Below are 26,451 nucleotides of genomic sequence, written 5' to 3'. Positions count from 1 at the left end.
ATCAACTTGTCGCTTACTGCTGCTGTACGGACACCAGCGGCGTCGGCGCCACAAACACTTTGGCATGCATTTGCTCATGCCCGCCGCCACGGCGCATGCCTCGAACCGGGCACGCATCCAGGTAATCCAGGCCGACCGCCAGTTTGAGATGCCGCTCCGGGCGCGCCAGTTGGTTGGTCACGTCGAAGCTGTACCAGGCGTCATCCAGCCAGGCTTCGGCCCAGGCGTGGCTGGCCAGGTGCGTGCTGTCTTCGGTGTACAAATACCCCGACACATACCGCGCCGGAATCCCGAGGCTGCGCGCGCAGGCCAGGAACGCGTGGGTATGGTCCTGGCACACGCCCGCAGCACCAGCAAAGGCCTCGGCGGCGCAGGTGTCGACTTCGGTGACACCCGGCGTGTAGACCATCGCCTGGTGGAGCGCGTGCATCAGGTCGATCAACGCCGTGCGGTCGCGACGCTGGTGACAATGCTGCGCGGCAAAGCCACGCAAGGCTTCATCCGGCTCGGTCAGGCGGGTGCAACGCAGGAACGGGAACGCCGACTGACTCTCATGCTCGGCCTCGCGTAATTCGTCGATATCCACCTGGCCACGGGCGCCGATGATGATGGCGTCGTGGGGTTCGTCCAGGGTCAGCACATGCAGGATGTTGCCAAAGGGGTCGACCTGGGCACGCACCGGGCGCGGCAGGTCGAGTTGCCAACTGAGTACATGCTGACGCTCGCTGTCATGGGGCGTCAGACGCAGATACTGGATGCTGGCGCGCACCTGGTCGTCATAGTGGTAGGTGGTTTCGTGACTGATGGAGAGTCTCATGCAGCCTCCAGGTAGGAACTGTAGATGGCGTCGCCCAACTGGCGGACCAAGGGGATAAAGTCGGTCAGCCAGGCGTGCAGGCCTTCCTCAAGGATTTCATCGATGGCCGTAAAGCGCAGGCGGGCATCCATCTCGGCGGCCAGGCGCTGGGCCGGTCGACCGTTGAGGCCAGGCAGGCTGGCGAGGATCTGGTCGATTTCCTCGCTGCACGCCCGCAGTGAGCGCGGCACATCGGCGCGCAACAGCAGCAACTCCGCCACTTGCCGGGCGCCGGGAGCATCGCGATAAATCTCGGTGTAGGCCTCGAACGACGACAACGCCCGCAGCAAGGCGCTCCATTGATAGTAAGCGTGGGCCGTGCCATCGGTGACGGCTTCGGCACGGTCGCCGGCCATTTCATAGCGCGCATCGAGTAACCGCAATGTGTTGTCGGCGCGTTCGATAAAGGTGCCCAGCCGAATGAAACGGAAAGCATCGTTACGCATGATGGTGCCGTATGTAGCGCCCCGAAACAGATGGGAGCGTTCCTTGACCCACTCACAGAAGCGACTCATGCCATAGCGACTCAGGCCTTGCTGGGCGATATCGCGGATATCCAGCCAGGTGGCGTTGATGTTTTCCCACATGTCGGCGGTGATTCGCCCACGCACCGCGTGGGCACTGGCTCGCGCCGCGCCGAGGCAGCTATAGATGCTCGCCGGGTTGGCCGCGTCCAGGGCAAAGAAGTGCAGCAAGTGCTCAGCGTGCAATTCACCGTGGCGCTCGCGGTAATCCTCCAGGGTGCCGGTGATCAGCAGCGGCATGGCCAGTTCGTGCAAGCCATCGCCGCGCCCATCCTGGGGCATCAGCGACAGCGAATAGCTGACATCGAGCATGCGCGCGAGGTTTTCGGCGCGCTCCAGATAGCGCGACATCCAATACAAATCCGAGGCAGTTCTACTCAACATGGCATTCAGTCCTCAACCACCCAGGTGTCTTTGGTGCCGCCGCCCTGGGACGAGTTGACCACCAGCGAACCTTCGCGCAGCGCCACGCGGGTCAAGCCGCCGGGTACCACGCGGGTTTCTTTGCCGGACAATACAAACGGGCGCAGGTCGATATGGCGCGGGGCGATGCCGTTTTCGACAAAGGTCGGGCAGGTGGATAAACACAGGGTCGGCTGGGCGATATAGGCATGGGGCTTGGCCTTGATGCGCGCACGAAATGCTTCGATTTCCGCCGCCGTCGACGCAGGGCCGACCAGCATGCCGTAGCCGCCCGAGCCTTGGGTTTCCTTGACTACCAGGTCCGGCAGGTTAGCCAGCACGTGGGACAATTCGTCAGGCTTGCGGCACTGGAACGTAGGAACGTTCTTCAGGATGGGTTCTTCATCCAGGTAAAAACGGATCATCTCGGTGACGAAGGGGTACACCGACTTGTCATCCGCCACCCCAGTGCCGATGGCGTTGGCCAGCACCACGTTGCCGCAGCGATAGGCCGCCAGCAGGCCGGGCACACCGAGCATGGAGTCCGGGTTGAAGGCCAGCGGGTCGAGGAACGCGTCATCAAGACGGCGATAGATCACGTCTACCGCCTTGGGGCCGTCGGTGGTGCGCATGAAGACGCGGTCATCGCGCACGAACAGGTCGGCACCTTCTACCAGCTCTACGCCCATTTCCCGGGCGAGAAACGCATGTTCAAAGAACGCACTGTTGAAGCGCCCCGGCGTCAGCACCACCACGCTGGGGTTATCCAGTGGGCTGGAGCTTTTCAGGGTGTCGAGCAACAGGTTGGGGTAATGGTCGATGGGCGCAATGCGCTGGGCGGCGAACAGTTCGGGGAACAGGCGCATCATCATCTTGCGGTCTTCGAGCATGTAGCTGACGCCGCTCGGTGTGCGTAGGTTGTCCTCCAGCACGTAGTAGGTGCCGTCACCATCGCGTACGAGGTCGACTCCGGAGACGTGGGAATAAAGATCGCGGTGCAGGTCCAAGCCCTGCATCGCCAACTGATATTGCTCGTTGGCCAATACCTGTTCGGCCGGGATGATGCCGGCCTTGATGATGCGTTGTTCGTGGTACAGGTCGGCAAGGAACATGTTCAGCGCCTTGACCCGTTGAATGCAGCCGCGCTCGACAATTTGCCATTCACTGGCGGGGATACTGCGGGGAATGGTATCGAAGGGAATCAGGCGTTCGGTGCCCTGCTCGTCCCCATAGAGCGTGAACGTGATCCCGGCGCGGTGAAACAGCAAATCGGCTTCACGCCGGCGCTGGGCCAGCAGTTCTGCGGGGGTTTCGGCCAACCAGCGGGCGAACTCGCGGTAATGGGGGCGGACCTGCCCTGCCCCGTCGTACATTTCGTCGTAATAAGTGCGGATCATGCCGTACTCCTTGTCACCCGGACGCAAGAATCATCGCAAGGCCCGTGCCAGCGGCATAAACACTTAAAAAACAGTGAGTTAAATATAAGCGAACAGCTGACCGCACCGTCCTGGTGCGCGGAATGCCCGTCGCATTGCTGCACGCTTCATCGCAATGCAGGCTTTGCCTATCAACAGCATAGTCAGAGTTGATTTCACTGCCCGGCCAAGCCTGCGGATAATCGCCTCCATCAGCTGAACAGGATGTGTCCTACAGCTTTAACCCTTACGCACTCGGTACCGTGACAGCTCGTGTACCGACCGGCTCCTCGGTCTTCCCTTTCAGCCACCCACTTTGGGTGGCTTTTTTTTTGTGCACGAAAAGGCAGCTCAAGTTTCGGGAGTTTTCATACAGCGCACACAAAATCGGCCGACCCCAAGGTCAGCCGATACGCTGCGTTACTCATACAATCTCGCTACATGGGTAACCCACGCACCTCCTGCTTGACGCCCCATCCTTCGATAATCCCGCCCAACGGCTCGACCACCGCCTCAAAGTCTTGCTCGAAGTCTCCTATGCCGTCGTAGGTGGCGAACATGATTTTGCTCAGTTCCAGGTACCAGGCGCCATCATCGCGCGCACTGACCTGGGCATTCAGGGATTCTCCACGAAACTCACCCGCAGCCCTGCGCGCCCGTTCCTCATCCGGGAAAATGGCGTAGAACTCAATGGGGTGGAAACGTGAAAAGTCGAAGCCGCCTTCTTTCATGCGGCGCAGAACGTTGGTGCTGATGTCTTCTTGATAGGCTGTGCTCATGAAACGTCCTCCTCAAACCGATGGATAGACTTTCCGTGCTTCCCCAATCCGCGCCTGGCTGGCGCGGAATCTATGCCAATGAAACAAGTCACTGAGGGAAAACAAGCATGTAGCTGACAAGACCAGACCTTAGCGATTCATTCGCTGATCTCTCTTGCAGAGTAGCGCGAAGCTACCACCTCCACCAGAGGCGGTTGGATGGCATACAAGGAATATTCAGGCGGCGGGGGAAATGTCGAGGATCTGGATGCTGTTCTGGTCTTTCAGGATCTTGACCGTAGGCTCGGGCTGGCGGCCCTCAAGGTCATTGAGGTCGAGTTCGGCGGCGATGGGCACCAGCTTGCTGCGGATCATGTGCGCAGCATCTTCGAGGCTGGGCTTTTGTTCGCAGGTGAACTGCTCCACGGACGTTTCACCGTGATCATCAACGAAGGTAATTTGCCACGTTTGCATCGGTGCCTCCTCGATAAAGCCCGTGTGTGGGCTCACATCTATCTGGACCTTGAGGGATCGCCAAACGTTCCACTCAAGGTCACAGGCACCGGATCAACTGCGCTTACTTCTCGGCGTGATCCTTGAGGGCTTTCAAGGTGTTGAACGGCGCATCCACCACGAACTTGTTGGCCAGCCACGATGGCACGCTGCCGCCTGGCTCGGTGTGGACCTGATACGTAACTTCGGTCTGGTTGTCGCCTTTGGGCACCAGTTTCCAGAAGCCTTCAACCTGGGCCACACGCACGTAGCCTTTTTCTTCCGGCTTGTAGGTCGGTACGCCCTCCAACGTGCGCGTTACGCTGCCATCTGCATTCTTGGTGGTGGTGACATGGATATACGAATCGCGATCGGTCACCGGGAACGGCGCCTTGAATTGAGTATAGGTCCAAGCCTCATCGCCTTTCTTGTCCACCAGCTTCTGGGATTTGCACTCGTGAATCCACGAACAGGCACCGGCCACATCTTCCTGCAGCGCCTGGATCCTGGCCACGGGCGCCTTGATCACCGTCACACCGCGATAGGCCTTGTACTTGGAGCCAGCGACTTCGCTTAACGACACCTTGATACCGTCTTCATCCTTGGCGACTTGCCAATCCTCAGCCTGCGCAGTAGCCGCGAACAACACCGTAAACCCGCACAGCACAGCCATTCGTTTCAGCGAACCCATTGTTGTATTCCTTATTGTTGACGTTGCGATAGTAAAGCCCATCAAGCCGCCGTCATCTGCTCCCACCAGCCGATCAACCGGATCGCGTCGGCCTGGTCGGTGCCGCAGACATCGATATCCGCCTTGAAATCACTGCACACCGCCGGACGCTCCGGTTGGCCGAACAGTTGGCACAGCTGTTCGACCGATAGGTGCAGGCAGCGTTCGCCCGCCGGTTTGCCATGGGGCATTCCGGGTAACGGCGAACTGATGGAGGGGGCGATGCAGCATGCGCCACAGCCTTCACGGCAATTCATGACCAGCGGGTCCTCGACGACTCAATGGGGATGGCCGGGCTAGACTACGCCCTTAAACAGCCGTTTTAAAATGGTCTAACAGGGGTTTTTCGCACAAAACAAACATGACTGACCAGTCTGCGACAGATGGTCGGTGGCCTGCGTCACGTCTGTGGGAAAAGTTTACTGCTTGAACTCGAATTCCAGCGCAGCACCTTCCACGTCACGGCGTTCTTCGTTGCGCAGTTGCAGTTTCATCTCGTTACTGAGCAAACGGCCGTTGATCTGGAACGCACTGTTGTCGGTGGGCTTTTCGCCAAACATCGGCGGCAGCAACGGCACGCTCTGGGGCTTGGGCATCGTACCGAGGGGTTGCAGGTGCCTGACCATGTCCGATGGCAGTGTCAGGTCCAACTGTGCCGGTGGCAATTTGGTTTGCGCGACCTCTTGGGCCGACTTGGATTTTTTCGCCTTCGCGGCACGTTTTTTCGCCGTGGCGGTTTGCTTCTTGGTAGCGGCGGCTGGCTTGGCAGCGCTTGGCTTTTTCGCGGGAGTGTTCTGCTCGGTCGTGGCAGCAGGCTTGTTTTCAGTCACAGGTGCCGCCGCCAGCACTGTGCTGACGTTGCACAGGCTCAACAGGCCAATCACCAAAGCAGCGCGAACAATTGAGGTCATAGTGCCTACAGCATTAACGGCAGAGGGCCATATGCTCGCTTGTTGTGCGCGGCATGACAAGCCCGGTGATTAGCCCGCTATCGGAGTTGTCCCCTTTCTGCGCCTCAAAGTCCTGCTGCGGTTTCCTGACACAACTGGCTGGCCAACATCCCCAGCGTCATCAGCGCCCGCTCTGCCTCGCGGTTCCACGGCGTGCCGCAGTTAAGGCGAATACAGTGGTTGAACTGTTCGGTATTACTGAAGATCAACCCCGGCGCAATGCTGATGCCCTGCTGCAGGGCGCGCACGTGCAGTTCCTGGGTATTGACCCGGCCGGGCAAACTGACCCACAGGATAAAACCGCCGGTCGGACGGGTCATCTGGGTGCCTTCGGGAAAATACTGCTGCACTGCCAGTTGGAAGGCGCTGAGGTTCTTGCGGTATTCCTGGCGGATATAGCGCAGGTGCCGGTCGTAGCCGCCGTTCTCCAGGTACGCCGCCACGCCCATCTGGGTGACGCTACACGCCGAATGGGTGCTGAACATTTGCAGGCGCTGGATTTCCTGCTGGTACTTGCCGGCGATCATCCAGCCGATGCGCACACCCGGCGACAACGTCTTGGAGAAGCTGGAGCAATAGATGACCCGGTCCAGGCGGTCGTAGGCCTTGAGGGCCTTGGTGCGACCGATTTCGAACATCAGCTCGCCGTAGATATCGTCCTCGACAATCTGAATGTCGAAATCCGAGGCCAGGCGCAGCAACTGTTTCTGCCGCTCCTCGGGCATGGTGCCACCCAATGGGTTGCTCAGGCGCGTGGTCAGCACCAGCGCCTTGATTGACCATTGGTTGGCTGCGAGTTGCAGGGCTTCCAGGCTCATGCCGGTGGACGGATCGCTGGGGATCTCAATGACTTTGAGACCCAGCAAGTCGGCCAGTTGCAACAAGCCGTAATACGTCGGTGATTCCGCTGCAATCAAATCGCCAGGGCGCGTCAGCACGCGCAAAGACATCTGCAAAGCATCGACGCAACCGTGGGTGATGACCACCTCGGACGGGTCCACCACAACGCCTGCATCACGCATGCGGATCGCCACTTGGCGGCGCAGCGGTTCAAACCCGGGGCTGAACATATAACTGAACGCGCGAGGGCTCTGGAACCGCGTGACCTTGGCCAGTTGCTGGTGCAGCGCGCGCACCGGCAAGTAGTCGACACTCGGCACGGCGGCACCCAGCGGGAACACACCTTCGCGGCGCGACTCGCCCAATACCTGCTGGATGATGCTGCTGCGCGTAACCAACCCCGGGCGCTCGACCCGTGCAATATCCGGCGTCGGCGCCGTGAGGGCCGGCGTCTGGTGCACGTAGTAACCGGACTGCGGCCGCGCCCGGATCAGCCCCTGGTCTTCCAGGTTGGCGTAAGCCTGCAAGACCGTGGCGTGGCTCACATTGAGCTGGGAGCTCATCTTGCGCACCGAAGGCACACGCTCACCCGGCTGATAGACACCGCGTCGGATGTCCTCAGCCAGTTGCTGGGCGATACGTTGGTAAAGCAACAGATTGGTCATGACGCAGCACTCGATTTCACGGGTATTTTATTTTTGTGTGAAACATACCGGCACAGTTTAGAAGTGTACGGGGACAGTTGCCACAATAGTCGAGCGCGCGTGGGAGTGACAGTAAAAACTGTAAGGGTGGCGGATAGAGTTTTCAGGGGTGTGCAGCGCTTTAGCGCGCGGCGCCCAGTTGGCCTTTCTCGTCAGAGAAGACTATTTCAACGCGACGATTCTGCGCCCTGCCCCGCTCGGAAGCATTGGCTTCCACCGGGTACTGGTCGCCATAGCCTTCTACCTGGATGCGTTTTTCATCGATCCCCAGGTCCACCAGCACATCGGCTACCGATTGCGCACGGTCGCGGGACAGTTTGAGGTTTTCCTGCTGGCCGCCGGTATTGTCCGCATAACCCTCGATGCGCACTACGCGCTTGGGGTTCAGTTGCAAGAACTGGACGATCTTCAGCACAGTGCGGTTGGCCGAGTTTTTCAGCTCTGCCTCGCCGGTATCGAACAGCACGTCGCCCAAGGTCATCACCAAACCGCGATCGGTCTGAGTGGTGGTCAGGCTGGCGATTTGCTCTTCAAGCCATTTGCCCTGTTGCTGCACGCTGATCAGCTTGCTTTCTCGCAGGGCCAATTGCAGGCGCTGGCGTTCCAGTTCGAGCTTGGCGGCGCGTTCTTCGTTGAGTGTCTGCTCAGTGTGCTCACGGGCGATGGCACTGTAGCGCTGGCTCAGGTAAGCGTAATGCACCACGTCTGCACCGCTGCCCCAGTAGCTGGACAAACGGTCGGCGCGAGCCAGGGACTCACCGGCACGAATCACGTCCTTGGGCGCGATGCGCAGCACGTTGGCGTCTTCCTTGACCTTCTGGAAATCGCTGCCGGCCTGTTGCAAGGCGTGCTCGCCATTCGGATGACTGGCGCAACCGCCCAAGACTGCACTGCCCAGCAACACAGCACAGCCCAACCCACGGATCATCCGGCTCATTGGGCTTCTCCCAACTGCAATTGCTTGCGCAGGCGCGTGATGCGGGTGTTAAGCACGTTAAGTTGCTCCTGGCTTTTGCGGGTCAGCACCTGGGCTTCGGCCAGGCGCGCGTCCAACTCGGCCTGCTCGGCCTGCATGCGCGCGTCCTTGTAGGACTCGTCGGCCATGTCGGCCTTGGCCTGGGCGAATTTGTCTTCGGCCAGTTTCAGTTCGGCGGATTCATCGGCGCTGGCGCCCACCGCATTGGCTTGCTCCAGGGCTTGCTGGGTAAGGCGAATCTGTTCATTCGGCGCAGGATCGGCCGCACATCCCGCCAGAGCGACAACGGCGAGGGCCGCGAAAAAAGGTCGAAGAGTCACTGAAAATCCCTACTTTGTTGGGGTGCCCACGGGTTGTTGCAATTGCGCTTTCCAACGCTCCAGATTGCGCTGCAGCGCGGCTTCCGTCACACCAGACCCGGGCAATTCTGTCATCTTTTTGGTGAGCTGTCCGCGTAACCAAGGATCATTGCAGGCCGAGTTGTGGGAAATCGCCAGGTACAGGCCCGGCTGGTCGACAGGCATATCACGGGCGATCAGGTCGTTGCTCATGCCCAGTGTCTGGGCCATGGCCATGCCGGAGTAACGTGCGGCCAGCACGTAGTCCACTTCCCCCAACAGCAGTTTCTGGAACGCCGGAGTCAACGTTGGCAGACGCTGCAAGGTCAGTTGCTCGCTGGCAAAGGTTTCAAATCCGTCACTCAAACGTGAACGTTCCGACACTGCACCCTTGTGCCCGTGCAGGTCGGCAGCCGTGGTGTAGACCAGTGCCGAATCCTTGCGCGTCCAGACCAGATAATCGGTCTGCACCAACGCCGGGTGGATGTAGTCAAGGTTGTCCAGCTCGCCAAGGTTCAGCGGCGTATCGGCGAGGATATCCATGCGACCGCTGCGCACCTCGTCCAGGGCCAGGGAGCGCTTGCCGCCATAGAGCAGGTCGATTTTCAACCCAAGGTCCTTGGCCACTTGCTGCAAAACGTCAGCGGTGGCGCCGATCAAGTGCGTGGGGTCTTGGGGGTCACGCCATAGCAACGGCGGTGCGTCAGGGCTGCCGGTGATGACCAGGCGCTCACATTTGCCGGCGGCCAGGGTCAGGCTCGGCAGCAACGACAGGCCCAGCAGCACGGCCCAAGGGCGCAGTTCCATGGCGATTTCTCCGATATTCACAAAAAGCCGGGCAAAAAAAAACCCGGTCACACGACCGGGCTCTTTATAAGTGAAGCGGCTGGATTAGACCAGCTTCTCCAACTCAGGTACGGCTTCGAACAAGTCCGCCACCAGGCCATAATCAGCCACCTGGAAGATCGGTGCTTCTTCGTCCTTGTTGATCGCAACGATCACTTTGGAATCTTTCATACCGGCCAAGTGCTGGATCGCGCCGGAGATACCGACGGCGATGTACAGCTGTGGCGCAACGATTTTGCCGGTCTGGCCGACCTGCATGTCGTTGGGTACGAAACCTGCGTCGACGGCAGCGCGGGAAGCGCCGACCGCAGCGCCCAGCTTGTCGGCCAGGGCGTACAGGTGCTTGAAGTTGTCACCGTTCTGCATGCCACGTCCGCCGGAAACGACGATCTTGGCAGCGGTCAGCTCAGGACGATCCGACTTGGCCAGCTCTTCGCCAACAAAGCTGGAGGTGCCAGCGTCGTGTGCAGCAGCGACGGCTTCAACGGCAGCCGAACCACCTTCAGCGGCAACCGGATCGAAACCGGTGGCGCGCACGGTGATGACTTTGATGGCAGCGGTCGATTGCACGGTGGCAATGGCGTTACCGGCATAGATCGGGCGCTTGAAGGTGTCGGCGCTTTCAACCGAAACGATCTCGGAGATCTGGTCAACGTCCAGCTGCGCGGCAACGCGTGGCAGGATGTTTTTGCCGTTGGAGGTGGCGGCGGCCAGGATGTGGCTGTAGCCAGCGCCGAGCTCTGCAACCAATGGCGCAACATTCTCCGGCAGCTGATGCGCGTAAGCGGCGTTGTCAGCGTTCAGGACTTTGCTCACACCAGCAATCTTCGCAGCGGCTTCAGCCACGGCGCCAGCGCCTTGGCCTGCAACCAGAACGTGGATGTCGCCGCCGATTTTGGCAGCAGCAGCCACGGTGTTCAGCGTGGCCGGGGCCAGCACTTTGTTGTCGTGTTCGGCGATTACCAAGATAGTCATGATCAGATTACCTTCGCTTCGTTTTTCAGTTTCTCGACCAGTTCAGCCACCGACTTGACCTTGATGCCCGCGCTGCGTGCAGCCGGCGCTTCGACTTTGACGGTCTTGTTGGTAGAGGCGGTGGAAACGCCCAAAGCGTCCGGAGTCAGCACTTCAAGAGGCTTCTTCTTGGCTTTCATGATGTTTGGCAGGGACGCGTAGCGCGGCTCGTTCAAACGCAGGTCGGTGGTGACGATGGCCGGCAGTTTCAGGGAAACCGTCTGTGCACCGCCGTCGATTTCGCGGGTCACGGCAACGCTGTCGCCGCTCACTTCCACTTTGGAAGCGAAGGTGCCCTGGCCGTAACCGGTCAGTGCAGCCAGCATCTGGCCAGTCTGGTTGTTGTCGCTGTCGATGGCTTGTTTGCCGAGGATCACCAGCGAAGGCTGTTCCTTGTCGACAACGGCCTTGAGCAACTTGGCCACGGCCAGGGAGGTCAGCTCTTCAGCGGACTCAACCAGCACGGCGCGGTCGGCGCCCAGTGCCAGAGCGGTACGCAGTTGCTCCTGGGCAGTGGTCGGGCCGATGGAAACCACGACGATTTCAGTCGCCACGCCTTTCTCTTTCAGGCGTACGGCTTCTTCCACGGCGATTTCACAGAAAGGGTTCATCGACATCTTGACGTTAGCAAGATCGACGCCGGAATTGTCCGCCTTGACGCGAACTTTCACGTTGTAATCGACAACGCGTTTGACAGCTACAAGAACCTTCATGGATTCCTCGTTACTCTCCGGTGAAAAGAAAGTCGCCTAGGCGAACCTGGCGGTTGATGCTCATCGGCACACAAGGGCACCTCCAAAAACCTGGACAAATGACCTTGCTCACGGGAAATGATGACCGTTCGTCAGTGGTGACTGAGAGGTCATTCTTTATCGCGGCGTGTAAACTGCGCGCCGGTGCTCGGGCGTGCGTCACCTGTTTCGCTTTTGGACGTGCTCTTGAAACCTGCTGTCTGCCTACGGTAAGCGCAAAACCGACCGTATATTGACCGGAACGCCTATTCTGGTCAATACGGCAAAATGGTCAGTCATAAGCCGCGTTGCTTTGATTTACCTAGCCTGCGGGCAATTCAAACAAACGTTTGTATTGGACGCTGACAGTGGTCTATATATAATGCGCCACCTAGAGAGAAAGGCGAGTCTTGCCGTTGCCGCAAGACGACACCGAACCTCCACCCATTAGAAAAAAAGCCTGTTGAGCCTTGAGTAGGAGATAGCCTGTGGAACGCGAATACATGGAATTCGACGTGGTCATCGTCGGCGCTGGCCCGGCTGGCCTGTCCGCCGCCTGCCGACTGAAGCAGAAGGCCGCCGAAGCCGGTAAGGAAATCAGCGTCTGCGTGGTCGAGAAAGGCTCCGAAGTCGGCGCACACATCCTCTCCGGTGCCGTGTTTGAACCGCGCGCCCTGAACGAACTGTTCCCGGACTGGAAAGCACTCGGCGCCCCGCTCAACACTCCCGTGGTGCGTGACGACATCTATGTACTGCGCAGCCCCGAAGCCTCCACCAAGGTGCCTGACTTCTTTGTGCCCAAGACCATGCACAACGAAGGCAACTACATCATCTCCCTCGGCAACCTGTGCCGCTGGCTCGCCCAGCAGGCCGAGAACCTGGGCGTGGAAGTCTACCCAGGCTTCGCCGCCCAGGAAGCGCTGTTCGACGAGAACGGCGTGGTGCGCGGGATCATCACCGGTGACCTCGGCGTCGACCGCGAAGGCAATCCCAAAGAAGGCGTCTACACCCCCGGTATGGAACTGCGTGGCAAGTACACGCTGTTCGCCGAAGGCTGCCGTGGCCATATCGGCAAGCAACTGATCCAGCGCTTCAACCTGGACAGCGACGCCGACGCCCAGCACTACGGCATCGGCCTCAAGGAAATCTGGGAAATCGACCCGGCCAAGCACCAGCCAGGCCTGGTGGTCCACACCGCCGGTTGGCCGCTGGACATCATGAGCAACGAGAACACCGGCGGCTCCTTCCTTTATCACCTGGAAAACAACCAGGTGGTCGTGGGTCTGATCGTCGACCTGTCCTACAGCAACACCTTCCTGTCGCCGTTCGATGAGTTCCAGCGCCTCAAGCATCACCCGGTGCTGGCCCAGTACCTGGAAGGCGGCAAGCGCATCAGCTACGGCGCACGTGCGCTGGCCAAGGGCGGCATCAACTCGTTGCCGAAAATGGTCTTCAAGGGCGGCGCGCTGATCGGCTGCGACCTGGGCACCATGAACGTGGCCAAGATCAAAGGCAGCCACACCGCCATGAAGTCCGGCATGCTCGCCGCCGACGCCGTGGCCGAGCGCCTGTTCGCCGAGTCCGAAGGCGGTGACGAACTGACCAACTACGTCGACGGTTTCAAAGCCAGCTGGCTCTACGAAGAACTGTTCGCCACCCGTAACTTCGGCCCGGCGATGCACAAGTTCGGCCCGATCATCGGCGCCGGCTTCAACTGGTTCGACCAGAACATCCTCGGCGGCAAAATGCCGTTCACCCTGCACGACACCAAGCCGGACTACGCCTGCCTCAAGCTGGCCAAGGACAGCACGAAGATCGACTACCCGAAACCCGACGGCAAGCTGAGCTTCGACAAGCTGAGCTCGGTGTTCATCTCCGGTACCAACCACGAAGAAGAACAGCCGTGCCACTTGAAGCTCAAGGACCCGAGCATCCCGATCGGCACCAACCTGCCGCTCTACGATGAACCGGCGCAGCGCTACTGCCCGGCCGGTGTGTATGAAGTGATCACCAAGGAAGACGGCGAGAAACGCTTCCAGATCAACGCCCAGAACTGCGTGCACTGCAAGACCTGTGACATCAAGGACCCTTCGCAGAACATCACCTGGGTCACGCCGGAAGGCGCAGGTGGGCCGACTTACCCGAACATGTAAGACGGTTGCCAGAAACACAAAAAGCCAACGCCCCAGCGCGTTGGCTTTTTTGTTTGCGTCAGCTCAGCAGGTAAACCGGAAAGCATTCACACAGGTGCATCACCCGGCGCCGGGTATTCTCAAGCAGCGTCGGGTTGTTCGGTTGCTCCAACAGGTCGGCGATCAAATTCGCGACTTCCGCACACTCAGCCTCCCCAAAACCCCGCGTCGTCAGCGCCGGGGTGCCGATACGGATGCCGCTGGTGATCGCCGGTTTTTGTGGGTCGTTGGGGATCGCATTCTTGTTCAGCGTGATGTGCGCACTCTCCAGCAACGCCTCGGCATCCTTGCCGGTGATGTCCATCGCACGCAGGTCGAGCAGGAACATATGGCAATCGGTACCCCCGGAGACAACGCGCAAACCACGGCGGGTGAGGATATCGGCCATGGTGCGGGCGTTAGCGATCACCCGTTGCTGGTAATGCTTGAACCCCTCGCTCAGCGCCTCGTTGAACGCCACGGCCTTGGCCGCGATGACATGCATCAGCGGCCCGCCCTGATAGACCGGGAAGATGGTCTTATCGAGCAGCGCCGCGTATTGCGCCTTGGCCAGGATCAACCCACCCCGCGGGCCGCGCAGGGTTTTGTGGGTGGTCGAGGTGATGAAGTCGGCAATCCCCACCGGCGATGGGTACAGCCCCGCCGCGATCAAGCCTGCGTAGTGCGCCATGTCCACCATCAGGTAGGCGCCAACTTCATCGCAAATCTTGCGAAAGCGCTGGAAATCGAGGATGCGTGAATAGGCGGAGGCCCCGGCGATGATCATCTTCGGTTTGTGTTGCCGGGCCAGGGCTTCCATTTCGGCGTAGTCCAGGGTCTCGGTGTCCGGGTCCAGGCCGTAGGAAAACGCCTGGTAGAACTTGCCCGAAAAATTCACCGAGGCGCCATGGGTCAGGTGTCCGCCGTGGGCCAGGGACATCCCCAGAATGGTGTCTCCAGGTTCCAGCACCGCAAGGAACACCGCCTGGTTGGCCTGCGACCCGGAATGCGGCTGAACGTTGACGTATTCGCAATTGAACAGCTTGCGGGCGCGTTCGATGGCCAGGTTTTCAATCTCGTCGACCACCTTGCAACCGCCGTAATAGCGCTTGCCCGGATAGCCCTCGGCGTACTTGTTGGTGAGCACCGAGCCCTGGGCCTGGAGCACTTCGTCGCTCACATAGTTTTCTGAAGCGATCAGCTCCAGGTGGGTTTCCTGGCGATTGCGTTCACGGTCGATCAGGCGGGCAACGGCGGGGTCGAAATTTTGCAGGCTCATGATGAGGTTCCTAGGTCAGCAGGTCGGCCAGGGGCTGGGATTGCAAGCGTGTCTGGCCCCTGGTCGAGTTGGAGAGAAAAATCGAGGTGTCTTTCAAACCGCTGCCGGTGATCAGGATCACGGCGGTCTGCGGGGTATCAGGGTGGGCTTCGGCGTACTTGAGCAGACCGGCGAAGGCACTGGCGGCGCCGGCTTCGGGAAACACACCGGTGCTGGCGGCCAAGCGGGACGCCGCCGCGACAATGCTCGGGTCGCTGACGCATATGAACTCGCCGCCGCTGGCCGTGACGGCGCGCATGGCTTTGAGACGATCACGCGGCAAGGCCACATTGATGCTGCTGGCCAGGCTTGTCGGCGCAATGCGTTCTATCTGCTGCATCGGCCGCTCACTACGCCAGGCCCGGTACATAAAGTTGCTGTGCTCGGCCTGCACGCCGATCAAACGCGGGATGCGCTCGATCCAGCCCAGTTGCAGCAGGTCGTAGAACCCCTTGTAGACCGAACCGAGAATGCAGCCATTGCCGACCGGCACGAACACCAGGTCCGGCACCTGCCAATTGAGTTGCTCGCACATCTCGAAGGCGACGGTTTTCTTGCCTTCGCTCATGTAGGAGTTGATCCCGGTGGTGCGGTTGTACCAGCCGTGGGTTTCGCAGGCGTCGAGGCATTGGTCGAAGGCTTCGTCGTATTGGCCGTCCACCAACACAATCTCGGCGCCATAGCCTTGCATCTGCGCGAGCTTTTCGCGGGGTGCACTTTTTGGCAGGTAAATCACGTTATGCAGGCCCAGGCTCGCACTCATCCCGGCCAGGGCCGAGGCGGCGTTGCCGGTACTGGCCACCGCCACGGTGCGCGCGCCGGACTGCAAGGCATGGGCTACCGCCAGGGCGCTGGCGCGGTCTTTCAGCGAGCCGGTGGGTTGGCGGGATTCATCCTTGATAAAGACCTTGATCTGCGCGCCCCTGCCGAGCAGTTCCGGGCGCGAATAAAGCGGCGTGTTCCCCACCAGCAGCGGCGGAATGAACTGCGTCGAACGCAACGGCATCAGCCGGTCATAGCGCCACATGCCACGGGCGTGGGCTTGGGCCAGGCTGTCCTTGGACCATTCGCGCTTGAGCGTCGAGTAATCGTAAAGCGCATCGAGGGCACCTTCGGTTTTGCAATGGGGGCAGTAGTAACTGACCTCATGCGGCTGGTAGCTGCGATCGCAGACCAGGCACTGCAACACATATTCGCTGTACGAATGCTTCATGGCCAAGCCCCTGAAAATACGCGGTGCGGGTGCTTTTGCTGCCGACGTCGGCCCATTGCTGCGGACCGACGGGCACTGCACGCGGAGAGTGGGCTTCAGACCACCATGATGGCGTCGATGGCGACCAGGGTATTGCGCGCCAGGGCGCTGGCACCGGCGGTGGTGCGCGCCGGGTATGGCTGGGTGAAGTACTCCTCCATCACTCGGTTGAGGGTCGGGAACTCGCTCAAGTCCGTGATGAATGCGGTGACCTTGACCACGTTCGCCAGGGTACCGCCTGCGGCTTCGGCCATTTGTTGCAGATTGTCCAGGGTCTGACGCAATTGGCCTTCGAAGTCATGGGCCAGTACCTCGTTGTTCAGCGCCGAGACCGGGGTCTGTGCCGACAGGTAGATGGTTTGCCCGTGACTGACCTTGATCCCTTGGGAATACGTGCCCAGGGGCAGCGGCGCCTTGTCGGTGAAGATCACGTTTTCTTCGCCCAGGAAAGGCTTGGCGACGGACTGGAGTTGAGCGTTGGTCTGCATGGTGACGTTCCTTGTGAAGTGGGTGAAGGGTTAGTGCAAATCAGCAACCTGTTTGACGGCCAGGCTGGAAAACGCCTCGTCGCGGCAACGCGCCGGGGAGAAATGCTGGTAGTTGAGTTGCAGCGCCGCCAGGTCCGCCGGCATGGCGACCCCCAGTGCCGCGTGGCTGCACAACCGGGCGATGGCCGGCGCGGCTTGAATGCCATAGCCCCCGAGGGCAGCGAGCCAGATAAAGCTCTCGTGCTGCGGGTCCTGGCCGAGCACCGGGGAGCGGTCGGCGACAAAAGTGCGCAGGCCCGCCCACTTGTTGATAATCGAGCGTGGCCGCAGGCGCGTGGTGCTTTGCAGACGGTCCATGGTGATCGCCAGGTCCAGCTCGTCGGGCAGCGCATCACAGGGCAACGACGAGTTTTCATCGCAGGGCGAGACGATCAGGCGCCCGGCTTCCGGCTTGATGAAAATGTCTTCGTCCACAGTGCCCAGGTACGGCGTGTGGTGCACGTCGCACTGTGGGTCCACCGCCAGCACCGTGCGGCGCAGCGGCCGCACACCGACCTTGGGCACACCGCAACGCTGGGCGAACTCATCAGCCCAGGCCCCGGCCGCGTTGACCACGATCGCCGCCTCCAGCCGTTGGCCGTGCGCGGTGTGCAAGGTCCAGTGACCGTTGCGGTGTTCGCCGCGCAGCACTTCGGCTTCGCGCTTGACCACACCGCCGCGAGCCCGCAGGCCGCCGAGGTAGGCGCCATGAATGCCGTGCACATCCAAATCGAACGCGCTGGGCTCATAGATGCCGGCGCTCCAGGCGCCTTCGGCCAGGTAGGGCACCAGTTCGAGCACCTGTTTGTCGTCGAGGAATCTCGCCGTGGGCACTTGCCCGAGTACCGCGGTAAACCGGGCGGCCAGTTTGTCCACTCGCGCCGCTTGCGCCACGATCAACGCACCCCGTGGCGACCACAACGGGTGTTCGGCCAGGCCTTCGGGCGGGTTCTCGAAAAAGCCTCGGGAAGCGCAGGTCAGCGAGCGGATCTGCTGGTTGCCGTAGCTTTCCATCGAGATCGCCGCCGAGCGGCCGGTGGTGTGATAGGCCAGTTGCTGCTCCTGCTCCAGCAGGCAAACGCTGCCGTGGGCCGCCAGCTCATACGCCGCAGAAACGCCAGCGATGCCGCCGCCCACCACAATGAAATCGTAACGTGCGGTCATGGTCGGCTGCCCTGCGCCATCGCGACGGCCTTGCTTTCGCGGGTGTAGGTCAGCACGAAGTGGGCGACGAGACCGAAGATCAAGCCCCAGAACGCAGCAGCCAGGCCGAGGAAACTCATGCCCGAGGCGGTGACCAGGAAGGTGATCAACGCGGCTTCCCGTTGCTTCTCATCGGCCATCGCGCCGGTCAGCCCGGCGCTGATAGCACCGAACAGTGCCAGCCCGGCGAGGGACGCAATCAGCTCTTTAGGCAAGGCGGAAAACACCGAGGCCAGGGTTGCGCCGAAGGTGCCCATGAGGATGTAGAACACCCCGCAGGCGATCCCGGCGATGTAGCGCTTGTCGCGATCTTCGTGGGCTTCACGGCCGGTGCAGATGGCAGCGGTGATCGCGGCCAGGTTGAAGCCGTGGGAGCCGAACGGCGCCATCAGCACCGAACCAATGGCTGTCACCGAAATGATCGAGCGCGCCGGGGTGTTGTAGCCCGAGGTGCGCAACACGGCCATGCCTGGCACGTACTGCCCGGTCAGCGTCACCAGCGCCAGCGGCAGGCCGATGTTGATAATGGCGTGCCAGCTCCACTCTGGCGCGATAAACACCGGGTGCGCCACGGCAATGGTGATTGCACCGCTGTTCAATTCACCAAACGACGCGGCGACGGCGCAGCCGACAATCAGCACCGACAGAATCGCGTAGCGCGGCGATAGACGTTTGAAGATCAGGTACGCCGCAATCATCGCCAGCACCAACGCGGGTTGCAGCTTGATCGAGGTGAACAGCTCGGCGCCGAAGCGGAACAGGATGCCCGCAAGCATGGCGGCGGCGATGGCCTTGGGCAGACGACTCATCAACTTGTCGAAGGCGCCGGACAAGCCCACCACGGCAATGATCACCGAGGCGACCACATACGCGCCGATGGCTTGTGGCAGCGTGACCGTCGGCAGCATCGACACTAGCAATGCCGCACCGGGTGTGGACCACGCGGTAATCACCGGAACCCGCAGGCGCCAGCTGAGAAACAGGCCGGTGATGCCGCTGCCGATGGAAATCGCCCAGATCCACGAAGACACCACGTCATTGGGCAGGTGCGCTTCCTTGGCCGCCTGGAACACGATAATCAACGGGCCGGCATAGGAAATGATCACGGCAATAAAGCCCGCGATGACGGCTGACAGGGATAGATCCTTTCTGAGTGTGTCCATGATGTCTCGACTTGGCGCGGCGGTGCCGGCGGTGAACGTGGGGAGATTGAGTCGATTGCTTCGATTCGAGATGAGTGTATTTGAAGGAATTGAGTTGATTCAATAGGCGACAAGGTTGTTACGAGATGTTTTTTTGCCATTGACGCCGGTTTTTCCGTGATTAAGCAGTTAATAGATTGATTTATAAGGCGATTAAAAAACCAAAAAATATCTGAACCTGGCGATCAACATCGATTCAATCACGGCATCAATCGACTCAATTTATCGATTGTGTCGATTTATTAGTTGCCTAACCTCCCTGTGATATGCTCGGATATTCATCATTTCTACGATGGGCAGTGATCATTCATGTGGGTTCCCCAGCTAAGCGAATTCGGCCAGCCGATGTATTTGTCGATTGCCGATGCGTTGGCACGCGATATCGGCAACGGTGTATTGAACGAAGGCGATCGCCTGCCGACCCTGCGGGAGCTGGCCACGACCCTGAATGTCACGCCGGGCACCATCAGCCGCGCGTACAGCGAAGCCCAGCGCCGTCGCCTGGTGCAGGGTGAAGTGGGGCGCGGGACGTATGTGCTCAATCAGAAGCAGCTGGAGTTACCGGCGAGTAACAGCGCGTCGATGCCGTTGAACCTGGGGCAGTCCGAACTGCTCGACCTGTCGATCATCAAGCCCTACAGCGAAACCCTGGAATACTGGCTGCGCGACGCGCTGGTGGGCATGGCCAAGAGCACCGATTTCGCCCGTGCCCTGGACTACGCCCCGGATGGCGGCCATCCGGCGCATCGCGAGGCGGGTGCACAGTGGTTGCGGCATTCATTGCCCGACGCGCAGTGGCAGCAGGTGATCATCACCGCCGGCGCCCAGCACGGTTTGATGGTGGCAATGAGCGCCCTGACCAACGCCGGCGACCTGGTGCTCTGCGAAGCACTTTGCTACCCCGGCATCATCTCCCTGGCCCATGGCCTGGAGCGCCGCCTGCGGGGCGTGCCGATGGATGACGAAGGCATCATTCCCGAAGCATTGCGCGAGCTGTGCCAGCGCGAAAAACCCGCGATGCTGGTGTGCGTGGCAACCTGCCAGAACCCGACGGCGGCGATCATGTCGCAAAAGCGCCGGGCGCAAATTGCGGCGCTGGCCGAAGAGTTCGACTTCATCATCCTCGACGACGACATCTATGGTTTTCTCGCCACCGATCCGTCCATCAAACCGCTGTCGGCGTTTGCCCCGGACCGTTCGGTGTACCTGACCAGCCTGTCGAAGTCGGTGATGCCGGCGCTGCGTATCGGCTATCTGTACAGCCCGCCAAAACTGCTGTCACGCCTGACCTCGATGGTCCGCAGCAGTGTGTGGATGCCATCGCCACTGACGGCGCAACTGGCCAGCAATGTCGTCACCGAAGGCCTGGACAAGAAACTGATCCGCATCCAGCGCAACGAAGCCGCCGGACGCCAGGCGATTGCCCAGGAGATCTTCGCCAATTACGAACTCAAGACCCAGCCGTATTCCTACCATGTGTGGCTGACGCTGCCCGAGCCCTGGACCGCTGACGAATTCACCATGCTGGCGCGGGCCAATGGGGTGCTGGTGCTCAGTGGCACACAGTTCCAGGCCGAACGTTCCGGGGTGACGCGCAGTGTGCGGCTGGTACTGATGTCGCCCACCAGCCAGGACGAGTTGCGTTTCGCCCTGACCAAATTGGCCAGCCTGATCGATTCCGACCCGCGACGTTACTACTAGGCTGCGCGCTCTTCGCCCGGATTGCGCTCGAAGTAGCGCTTGTACTCGCGGCTGAACTGCGACGTGCTCTGATAGCCCACATTGTGCGCTGCCTGGGCCACGCCCATGCCTTCGACCAGCAGCAATTGCTGGGCCTTGAGCAGGCGCAGGCGCTTGAGGTACTGCACCGGCGACAGCAAGGTGCAGCGCTTGAAGTGCTCGTGGAAGGTCGACGCACTCATGTGCGCATACCCGGCCAGCGTCTCGATATTCAGCGGTTCGGCGAAATGGGCATGCAGGTGATTCAGTGAAGTGGCGATCCGCGAGAACTGCCCCTGCTGCTCCACCAGCGCACGCAGCACATCCGCCTGCGGCCCGCGCAGCGCGGTGAACAACAACTCGCGCACCCGCGCCGGGCCCATGATCCGGCTTTCCAGCGGATCGTGCAGGCACTGCAACAGCCGCTCGACGCAACCACGCATGGCGTCATCGAGTATCACCGAACTCATCGACTCCAGGGTTTGCGCGGTCGGCGGCGGCCCGGCCTGCATACCCATGGCCATCACCAATTCCCCCAGCACCACACGGTCGATCCCCACCGACACCCCCAACAGAGGCGCGCCAGGCGCCATGGCGAATGTCTCGCACTCGAACGGCACCGGCATCGCCTGGATCAGGTAATGCCCGGCGCCATACTCCAGGGTCCGCGGCCCCAGGTACGCGAGTTTGCTGCCCTGGGCCACGAACATCAGGCTTGGCTCATAGATCTGCGGCCCACGCGCCACATCACAACTGGCGCGCAGCACCTTCACACCGGGCAGGTGGGTCGGGGAAAAACCGTCACAGGGCGTAAGCCCCTCAATCAGGGAAACCAGCGTGGCGTTGGCGTCGAGATGGCGGGTCAACAACATGGCAAAAAACTTCGCGAAAAAGGGATGTGAACATCATCGCAGGTCTGGCGGCACATAAATCCAAACAAGGGGCACTCCCGGACGAATAGGCATGAGACTCGGAGCAATCGCCATGGCTGCCCCTAGGGTCGATGGGGAGAATGGCCCGCCTCACTTGTCACTGCTTTTTGCGAGGTTTCATCATGTACACCGCCATCGGTTATGCCGCCCAGTCGGCCACCACTCCCCTCGCCCCCATGTCGTTTGAACGCCGCAGCCCGCGCGCCGATGACGTGGCGATCGAGATTATGTACTGCGGCGTCTGCCACTCCGACATCCACCAGGCACGCAACGAATGGGGCATTGCCGTGTACCCACTGATGCCGGGCCACGAGATTGTCGGCAAGGTCACTGCCGTCGGCGCCAGCGTCACCGCGCATAAAGTCGGCGACCTGGTCGGCGTGGGCTGCATGGTCGATTCGTGCCGTCACTGTGAAGCGTGCCAATCGGACCTGGAGCAGTACTGCCTCGAAGGCCCGACCATGACCTACGCCACCCCGGACCGCGTGGACGGCAGCAACACCATGGGCGGCTATTCGGACAGCATCGTGGTCAGCGAGCACTTTGTGGTGAAGATCCCGGCCAAGCTCGACCTGGCCAGCGCCGCGCCGATTCTGTGCGCCGGCATCACCACTTACTCGCCGCTCAAGCACTACGGCGTAAAAGCCGGCGATAAAGTCGGGATTCTGGGCATGGGTGGCCTGGGTCACATGGGCATCAAGTTCGCCAAGGCCATGGGCGCAGAAGTCACGCTGTTCACCCGCTCGGCGAGCAAAGCTGAAGAAGGCCGTCGCCAGGGCGCCGATCATGTGATCGTGTCCACCGACGCCGAGCAGATGGAAGCCGCTGCCGGGCACTTCGATTTCCTGCTGGACACCATCCCGGTACAGCACGACCTCAACCCCTACCTCGACGTGCTGCGCTTTGATGGCGTGCACATCCTGGTCGGTTTGATCGAGCCGGTAGACCCGCCGGTGAACGCCGCCAAACTGGTGCTCGGCCGTAAGGTACTGGCCGGCTCGCTGATCGGTGGCATTGCCGAAACCCAGGAAGTCCTGGATTTCTGCGCCGAGCATGGCATCACCTGCGACATCGAAATGCTCGACATCCGCCAGATCAACGAGGCCTACGCCCGCATGATCGCCGGTGATGTGAAGTACCGCTTTGTCATCGACATGGCGACCCTGAAGGCCTGATCAGGCCTTCGCGCCCAACTCCGCTGACAGCCGCGCTGCGACCTGTTTGATCACAGGGATCAGCTCGGCCATTTTCTCCAGCGGCATGTAGGGCACGGTACTGGCGATGCTGATGCCGGCGACGATTCGCCGGCTGGCATCGCGCACCGGTGCCGCGACGCAACGGATCGACGGTTCGTTGTCTTCCAGATCGAACGCATACCCGCCCACCACGTATTCATGCATGCGCTGCTCGAACTGTGCCCAGGATTGTTCCGGGTGCTGCGGCCACTGCAGGTTTTTTCCACCCGCCGGCAGGCTGGTTTCGTACAAGCGTTGCCACTCTTGCACCGTGTCATCCAGCAGCATCGCTTTGCCCACGCCCGTGCGCGCCAGCGGCATGCGATGGCCGACCCGCGAGCGCATTTCCGGGCCGTTACGGCCAGGGTTCTTGTGCAGATACAGCACGTCGTCGTATTCGCGAATCGCCAGGTGGATGGTGTCGCCGGTCAGTGCCGACAGCTCGTCCAGGTACGGCACCGCCAGGCTCACCAACGGCAGCTCTTCCCGGGCCTGGAACCCCAGCTCGATCAACTTCGGCCCCAGCAGGTAACCGACTTGCGGCACCACGCGCAGATAACGCTCGTCCACCAGGCAACTGGCCAGGCGATGGGTAGTGCTGCGGGTGGTGCCGATGCGCTTGGCGATCTCTTTCAGATCCCGTGCTCCGGCCGCCACTGCCTGCACCACGCCAAGGCCACGCAGCAGGGTCTGGGTGCCGGTGGGGGCGGTGTCTTTGCTCGGGCTGTCGGGAGGTTGTTGCATATCAGGCCTATAAGTAAAAAAGCGCGGGCATTATGGCAAAAACCTCAATGCAGTGGAGATCCAAATCAGCGTTGTTTCATGCGGTCGATGACCACCGCCAGCAGCAGGATCGAGCCGCGAATTACGTACTGGTAAAACGTGTCGATGTTCTTCAGGTTCATCGCGTTTTCGATGATTGCCAAAATCAGCACCCCCGCAATCACATGCCGGATCATGCCGATCCCGCCGCTCAACGACACCCCGCCCAGCACGCACGCCGAGATCACGGTCAGTTCGAAACCCTGGCCGATCATGGGCTGGCCCGAGGTCATGCGCGAGGCGAGGATTACCCCGGCCAGTGCGCCGATCAAGCCGTGTACGGCGAAGATCAGGATCTTGGTGCGGTCAACGTTCACCCCGGCCAATAGCGCCGCTTCCGGGTTGCCGCCGATGGCCATGGTGTTGCGCCCGTAGGTGGTGTAGTTGAGCAGCCAACCGAAAAACACGAAGCACACGATGGTGATCAGGATCGGCACCGGCACGCCGAACAACTGACCGTTGCCGAACACGAAGAACTGCTCCTGGGACACGCCGACCGCCTTGCCGTCGGCAAAGATGTAGGCCAGGCCGCGTACGATCTGCATGGTCGCCAAGGTGGTGATCAGCGCGTTGACCCGCAGCTTGGCGATGACGATGCCGTTGATCAGCCCGACGATCAGGCCCATCAGCAATGCGGCGCCGATGCCGAGCATCACGCTCTCGGTGTCGCGCATGACGATAGCTGCGACCACACCGGCGCAGGCAATCACCGAGCCCACCGACAAGTCAAAGTGCCCCGACGCCAGGCAGAACAGCATGGTGCACGCGGCGATGCCGACGGTGGAAATCGCCAGGCCCAGGCCGCGCATGTTCAGCGGCGAGAGGAAGTTGTCGATCAGCAAGGCGCACAGCACAAAGATGCCCACCGCCGCCAACAGCATCGCCCAGTTGTCGAGCAGTGCGCGCATATCGAGGGGTTTGCGTGCGGTTGGCAACGCGTTGTTTTGAGTGGTCATGGTCGTCTCTCAGTTCGTCACGCGGCGCGGCAGGGCCAGCTGCAGCAGGTTGGATTCGGTGGCGTGTTCACGGGTTTGTTCGCCGCGCAGGGCACCTTCGCACAGCACCAGGATGCGATCGGAAATCCCCATCACTTCCATCAGGTCGCTGGACACCACAATCACCGCAATGCCGCTGGCCGCGAGGTTGTGGATGATCTGGTAAATCTCCGACTTGGCGCCGATGTCGATGCCCCGCGTCGGTTCATCCAGCAGCAGGACCTTCATCGGCATCGACAGCCAGCGGCCCAGAATGGCCTTCTGCTGATTGCCACCGGACAGGTACATGATTTTCTGTTGCGCATCCGGCGTCTTGACTTTCATCGCCTTGATTTGCTGGTCGGCGTTGCCCTTTTCCCAGGTCTCGCGCAGCAACCAGCCGAACGAGGAATGGGCGCCACGGGCGCTGATGTTGATGTTCTCGGCGACGCTGGAAAGCGGAATGATGCCCTCCTTCTTGCGGTCCTCGGGACACAGCAGAACACCGGCGGCGATGGCGTCGCGCGGGGAGCGCAGTTGCAACGGCTCCCCACACAACTCAAGGCTGCCGGCAGTTGAACGCTCCAGGCCGCTGAGCAAGCGGAACAGCTCCGTGCGCCCTGCCCCGACCAAGCCGAACAGGCCGAGAATCTCGCCTTTGCGCACGTCAAAACTGATCGGTTCACGCAGGCCGGGGCCGAGCAAACCATCGACCTTGAGCGCGACCTCGCCCTGCTCACGCGGGCGGTAGTCGTAGATGTCCTGAATGTCTCGGCCGACCATGCAGGTCACCAACTGGTCGTGAGTCAACGCGCTCATGTCGTCAAAGGTGCGCACGTAACGGCCGTCCTTGAACACCGTCACCGCGTTGCAAATGCGGAACACTTCTTCCATGCGGTGCGACACGTAGAGCACCACTTTGCCCTCATCGCGCAGGCGCGTGATGATCGCCATCAAGCGATCGATCTCCCGCGCCGACAGGCTGCTGGTGGGTTCATCGAAAGCAATCACATGGGCGCCACGGGACAACGCCTTGGCGATTTCCACCAGTTGGCGCTGGCCAAGGGACAGCCGCCCGAGCTTTTCTTCAGGATCGATTTCATCCGCCAGGCCCTTGAGGCAAGCCAGGGCCTGCTTGCGCAGCAGGCCCCGGTTGACCACGCCGAAGCGCGACGGCAGATGGCCGAGGAACAGGTTCTCGGCGACGCTCATTTCCGGCACCAGGTGCAGCTCCTGATGGATCACCGCGACACCGCTGGCGATGCTGTCCGCCGCGCATTTGAACGCCATGGTCTGCTCGCCGATTTGCACGGTGCCGGTGCTTGGGATGTAAGCGCCGCCGAGGATTTTCAGCAGCGTCGACTTGCCCGCGCCGTTTTCGCCCATCAACGCATGCACCTGCCCCGGCTGGGCGCTGAAGCTGATGCCGTCCAGCGCCTTGACCCCGGGAAAGGTCTTGCCGATCCCCTCGAACCGCAGGGCCGCCGTACTCATTTCCACAGCCCGATCTTGGTCAGTTC

At 61.0% G+C, this 26,451-nt stretch carries 26 protein-coding genes; 3 read left to right on the top strand and 23 right to left on the bottom strand.

Annotated elements, in window-relative coordinates; translation table 11 throughout:
- Positions 1–13 precede the first annotated feature (13 nt).
- From NDJ82_RS21380 to NDJ82_RS21315, 14 genes are all read right to left on the bottom strand, one after another.
- Positions 14–817, bottom strand: coding sequence for a transglutaminase family protein (locus NDJ82_RS21380; RefSeq protein ID WP_099582740.1), 804 nt, complete (start codon positions 815–817; stop codon positions 14–16).
- Entirely contained in the window at positions 814–1,764 is a 951-nt protein-coding gene (locus tag NDJ82_RS21375) for an alpha-E domain-containing protein (protein ID WP_065909369.1), read from the bottom strand. The genes NDJ82_RS21380 and NDJ82_RS21375 overlap by 4 nt, the downstream gene beginning before the upstream one ends.
- Before the next feature lie 5 nt (positions 1,765–1,769).
- Entirely contained in the window at positions 1,770–3,179 is a 1,410-nt protein-coding gene (locus tag NDJ82_RS21370; RefSeq protein ID WP_099582741.1) for a circularly permuted type 2 ATP-grasp protein, read from the bottom strand.
- 455 nt (positions 3,180–3,634) lie between these two features.
- Positions 3,635–3,976 (bottom strand): ribonuclease E inhibitor RraB, encoded by a 342-nt coding sequence (locus tag NDJ82_RS21365; protein ID WP_015885395.1) that lies wholly within the window; start codon positions 3,974–3,976, stop codon positions 3,635–3,637.
- A 216-nt stretch (positions 3,977–4,192) separates the two neighbouring features.
- Positions 4,193–4,429, bottom strand: a complete 237-nt coding sequence (locus tag NDJ82_RS21360; RefSeq protein ID WP_250926248.1) for a hypothetical protein — start codon at positions 4,427–4,429, stop codon at positions 4,193–4,195.
- 103 nt (positions 4,430–4,532) lie between these two features.
- Entirely contained in the window at positions 4,533–5,138 is a 606-nt protein-coding gene (locus NDJ82_RS21355) for an START domain-containing protein (RefSeq protein WP_250926247.1), read from the bottom strand.
- A gap of 41 nt (positions 5,139–5,179) precedes the next feature.
- Positions 5,180–5,434, bottom strand: a complete 255-nt coding sequence (locus NDJ82_RS21350; RefSeq protein WP_032887441.1) for a YkgJ family cysteine cluster protein — start codon at positions 5,432–5,434, stop codon at positions 5,180–5,182.
- Between the two features lie 162 nt (positions 5,435–5,596).
- Positions 5,597–6,088, bottom strand: a complete 492-nt coding sequence (locus NDJ82_RS21345; protein ID WP_191947624.1) for a translation initiation factor 2 — start codon at positions 6,086–6,088, stop codon at positions 5,597–5,599.
- Between the two features lie 104 nt (positions 6,089–6,192).
- Positions 6,193–7,632 (bottom strand): aminotransferase-like domain-containing protein, encoded by a 1,440-nt coding sequence (locus tag NDJ82_RS21340; protein ID WP_099582745.1) that lies wholly within the window; start codon positions 7,630–7,632, stop codon positions 6,193–6,195.
- A 160-nt stretch (positions 7,633–7,792) separates the two neighbouring features.
- Complete coding sequence (locus tag NDJ82_RS21335; protein WP_099582746.1) at positions 7,793–8,608, bottom strand: OmpA family protein; 816 nt, start codon at positions 8,606–8,608, stop codon at positions 7,793–7,795.
- Entirely contained in the window at positions 8,605–8,967 is a 363-nt protein-coding gene (locus NDJ82_RS21330; protein WP_099582747.1) for a DUF4398 domain-containing protein, read from the bottom strand. Before NDJ82_RS21330 ends, NDJ82_RS21335 begins: the two co-directional genes overlap by 4 nt.
- Positions 8,968–8,976: 9 nt before the next feature.
- Positions 8,977–9,792 (bottom strand): substrate-binding periplasmic protein, encoded by an 816-nt coding sequence (locus NDJ82_RS21325; protein ID WP_250926246.1) that lies wholly within the window; start codon positions 9,790–9,792, stop codon positions 8,977–8,979.
- A gap of 84 nt (positions 9,793–9,876) precedes the next feature.
- The gene (locus NDJ82_RS21320) at positions 9,877–10,806 is read right to left on the bottom strand and encodes an electron transfer flavoprotein subunit alpha/FixB family protein (protein ID WP_112196485.1); all 930 of its coding nucleotides are present in this window, start codon (positions 10,804–10,806) and stop codon (positions 9,877–9,879) included.
- 2 nt (positions 10,807–10,808) lie between these two features.
- Entirely contained in the window at positions 10,809–11,558 is a 750-nt protein-coding gene (locus tag NDJ82_RS21315) for an electron transfer flavoprotein subunit beta/FixA family protein (protein WP_099582750.1), read from the bottom strand.
- 506 nt (positions 11,559–12,064) lie between these two features.
- Here NDJ82_RS21315 and NDJ82_RS21310 point away from each other — a divergent pair.
- Positions 12,065–13,729 (top strand): electron transfer flavoprotein-ubiquinone oxidoreductase, encoded by a 1,665-nt coding sequence (locus NDJ82_RS21310; protein WP_099582751.1) that lies wholly within the window; start codon positions 12,065–12,067, stop codon positions 13,727–13,729.
- A gap of 58 nt (positions 13,730–13,787) precedes the next feature.
- Here the strand turns inward: NDJ82_RS21310 and glyA are convergent, their stop codons facing one another.
- The 5 genes from glyA to NDJ82_RS21285 all read right to left on the bottom strand — a co-directional run bounded on the left by glyA (position 13,788) and on the right by NDJ82_RS21285 (position 19,210).
- The gene (gene glyA, locus NDJ82_RS21305; protein ID WP_250926245.1) at positions 13,788–15,026 is read right to left on the bottom strand and encodes a serine hydroxymethyltransferase; all 1,239 of its coding nucleotides are present in this window, start codon (positions 15,024–15,026) and stop codon (positions 13,788–13,790) included.
- 10 nt (positions 15,027–15,036) lie between these two features.
- Positions 15,037–16,278: a threonine synthase gene (gene thrC, locus NDJ82_RS21300; protein WP_250926244.1), complete on the bottom strand. Its 1,242-nt coding sequence runs from the start codon at positions 16,276–16,278 to the stop codon at positions 15,037–15,039.
- A gap of 95 nt (positions 16,279–16,373) precedes the next feature.
- Positions 16,374–16,805 (bottom strand): Rid family detoxifying hydrolase, encoded by a 432-nt coding sequence (locus NDJ82_RS21295; RefSeq protein ID WP_112196487.1) that lies wholly within the window; start codon positions 16,803–16,805, stop codon positions 16,374–16,376.
- Between the two features lie 30 nt (positions 16,806–16,835).
- Positions 16,836–18,008 (bottom strand): NAD(P)/FAD-dependent oxidoreductase, encoded by a 1,173-nt coding sequence (locus tag NDJ82_RS21290; protein ID WP_250926243.1) that lies wholly within the window; start codon positions 18,006–18,008, stop codon positions 16,836–16,838.
- On the bottom strand, positions 18,005–19,210 hold the full coding sequence (locus NDJ82_RS21285; protein ID WP_099582756.1) for a benzoate/H(+) symporter BenE family transporter: 1,206 nt from the start codon (positions 19,208–19,210) through the stop codon (positions 18,005–18,007). The genes NDJ82_RS21290 and NDJ82_RS21285 overlap by 4 nt, the downstream gene beginning before the upstream one ends.
- Positions 19,211–19,558: 348 nt before the next feature.
- Between NDJ82_RS21285 and NDJ82_RS21280 the strand changes: the two genes are divergently transcribed.
- On the top strand, positions 19,559–20,950 hold the full coding sequence (locus NDJ82_RS21280) for an aminotransferase-like domain-containing protein (RefSeq protein ID WP_112196489.1): 1,392 nt from the start codon (positions 19,559–19,561) through the stop codon (positions 20,948–20,950).
- Here the strand turns inward: NDJ82_RS21280 and NDJ82_RS21275 are convergent.
- A complete protein-coding gene (locus tag NDJ82_RS21275) occupies positions 20,947–21,840 on the bottom strand; it encodes an AraC family transcriptional regulator (protein ID WP_099582758.1) in 894 nt (297 codons plus the stop codon). The genes NDJ82_RS21280 and NDJ82_RS21275 overlap by 4 nt on opposite strands.
- Before the next feature lie 182 nt (positions 21,841–22,022).
- Here NDJ82_RS21275 and NDJ82_RS21270 point away from each other — a divergent pair, with 182 nt between their 5' ends.
- The gene (locus tag NDJ82_RS21270; RefSeq protein WP_250926242.1) at positions 22,023–23,075 is read left to right on the top strand and encodes an NAD(P)-dependent alcohol dehydrogenase; all 1,053 of its coding nucleotides are present in this window, start codon (positions 22,023–22,025) and stop codon (positions 23,073–23,075) included.
- Here the strand turns inward: NDJ82_RS21270 and NDJ82_RS21265 are convergent, their stop codons facing one another.
- From NDJ82_RS21265 to araG, 3 genes are all read right to left on the bottom strand, one after another.
- The gene (locus tag NDJ82_RS21265) at positions 23,076–23,879 is read right to left on the bottom strand and encodes an IclR family transcriptional regulator (protein WP_099582760.1); all 804 of its coding nucleotides are present in this window, start codon (positions 23,877–23,879) and stop codon (positions 23,076–23,078) included.
- 65 nt (positions 23,880–23,944) lie between these two features.
- Positions 23,945–24,913 (bottom strand): L-arabinose ABC transporter permease AraH, encoded by a 969-nt coding sequence (araH, locus tag NDJ82_RS21260; protein ID WP_112194770.1) that lies wholly within the window; start codon positions 24,911–24,913, stop codon positions 23,945–23,947.
- Between the two features lie 9 nt (positions 24,914–24,922).
- Complete coding sequence (araG, locus tag NDJ82_RS21255; protein ID WP_250926278.1) at positions 24,923–26,425, bottom strand: L-arabinose ABC transporter ATP-binding protein AraG; 1,503 nt, start codon at positions 26,423–26,425, stop codon at positions 24,923–24,925.
- Between the last annotated feature and the right edge of the window lie 26 nt (positions 26,426–26,451).

The sequence above is a fragment of the Pseudomonas sp. SR18 genome (genome assembly GCF_023701505.1).
Taxonomy (GTDB): Bacteria; Pseudomonadota; Gammaproteobacteria; order Pseudomonadales; family Pseudomonadaceae; genus Aquipseudomonas; species Aquipseudomonas cyclaminis.
This window is presented reverse-complemented; position numbering and strand designations above follow the sequence as displayed.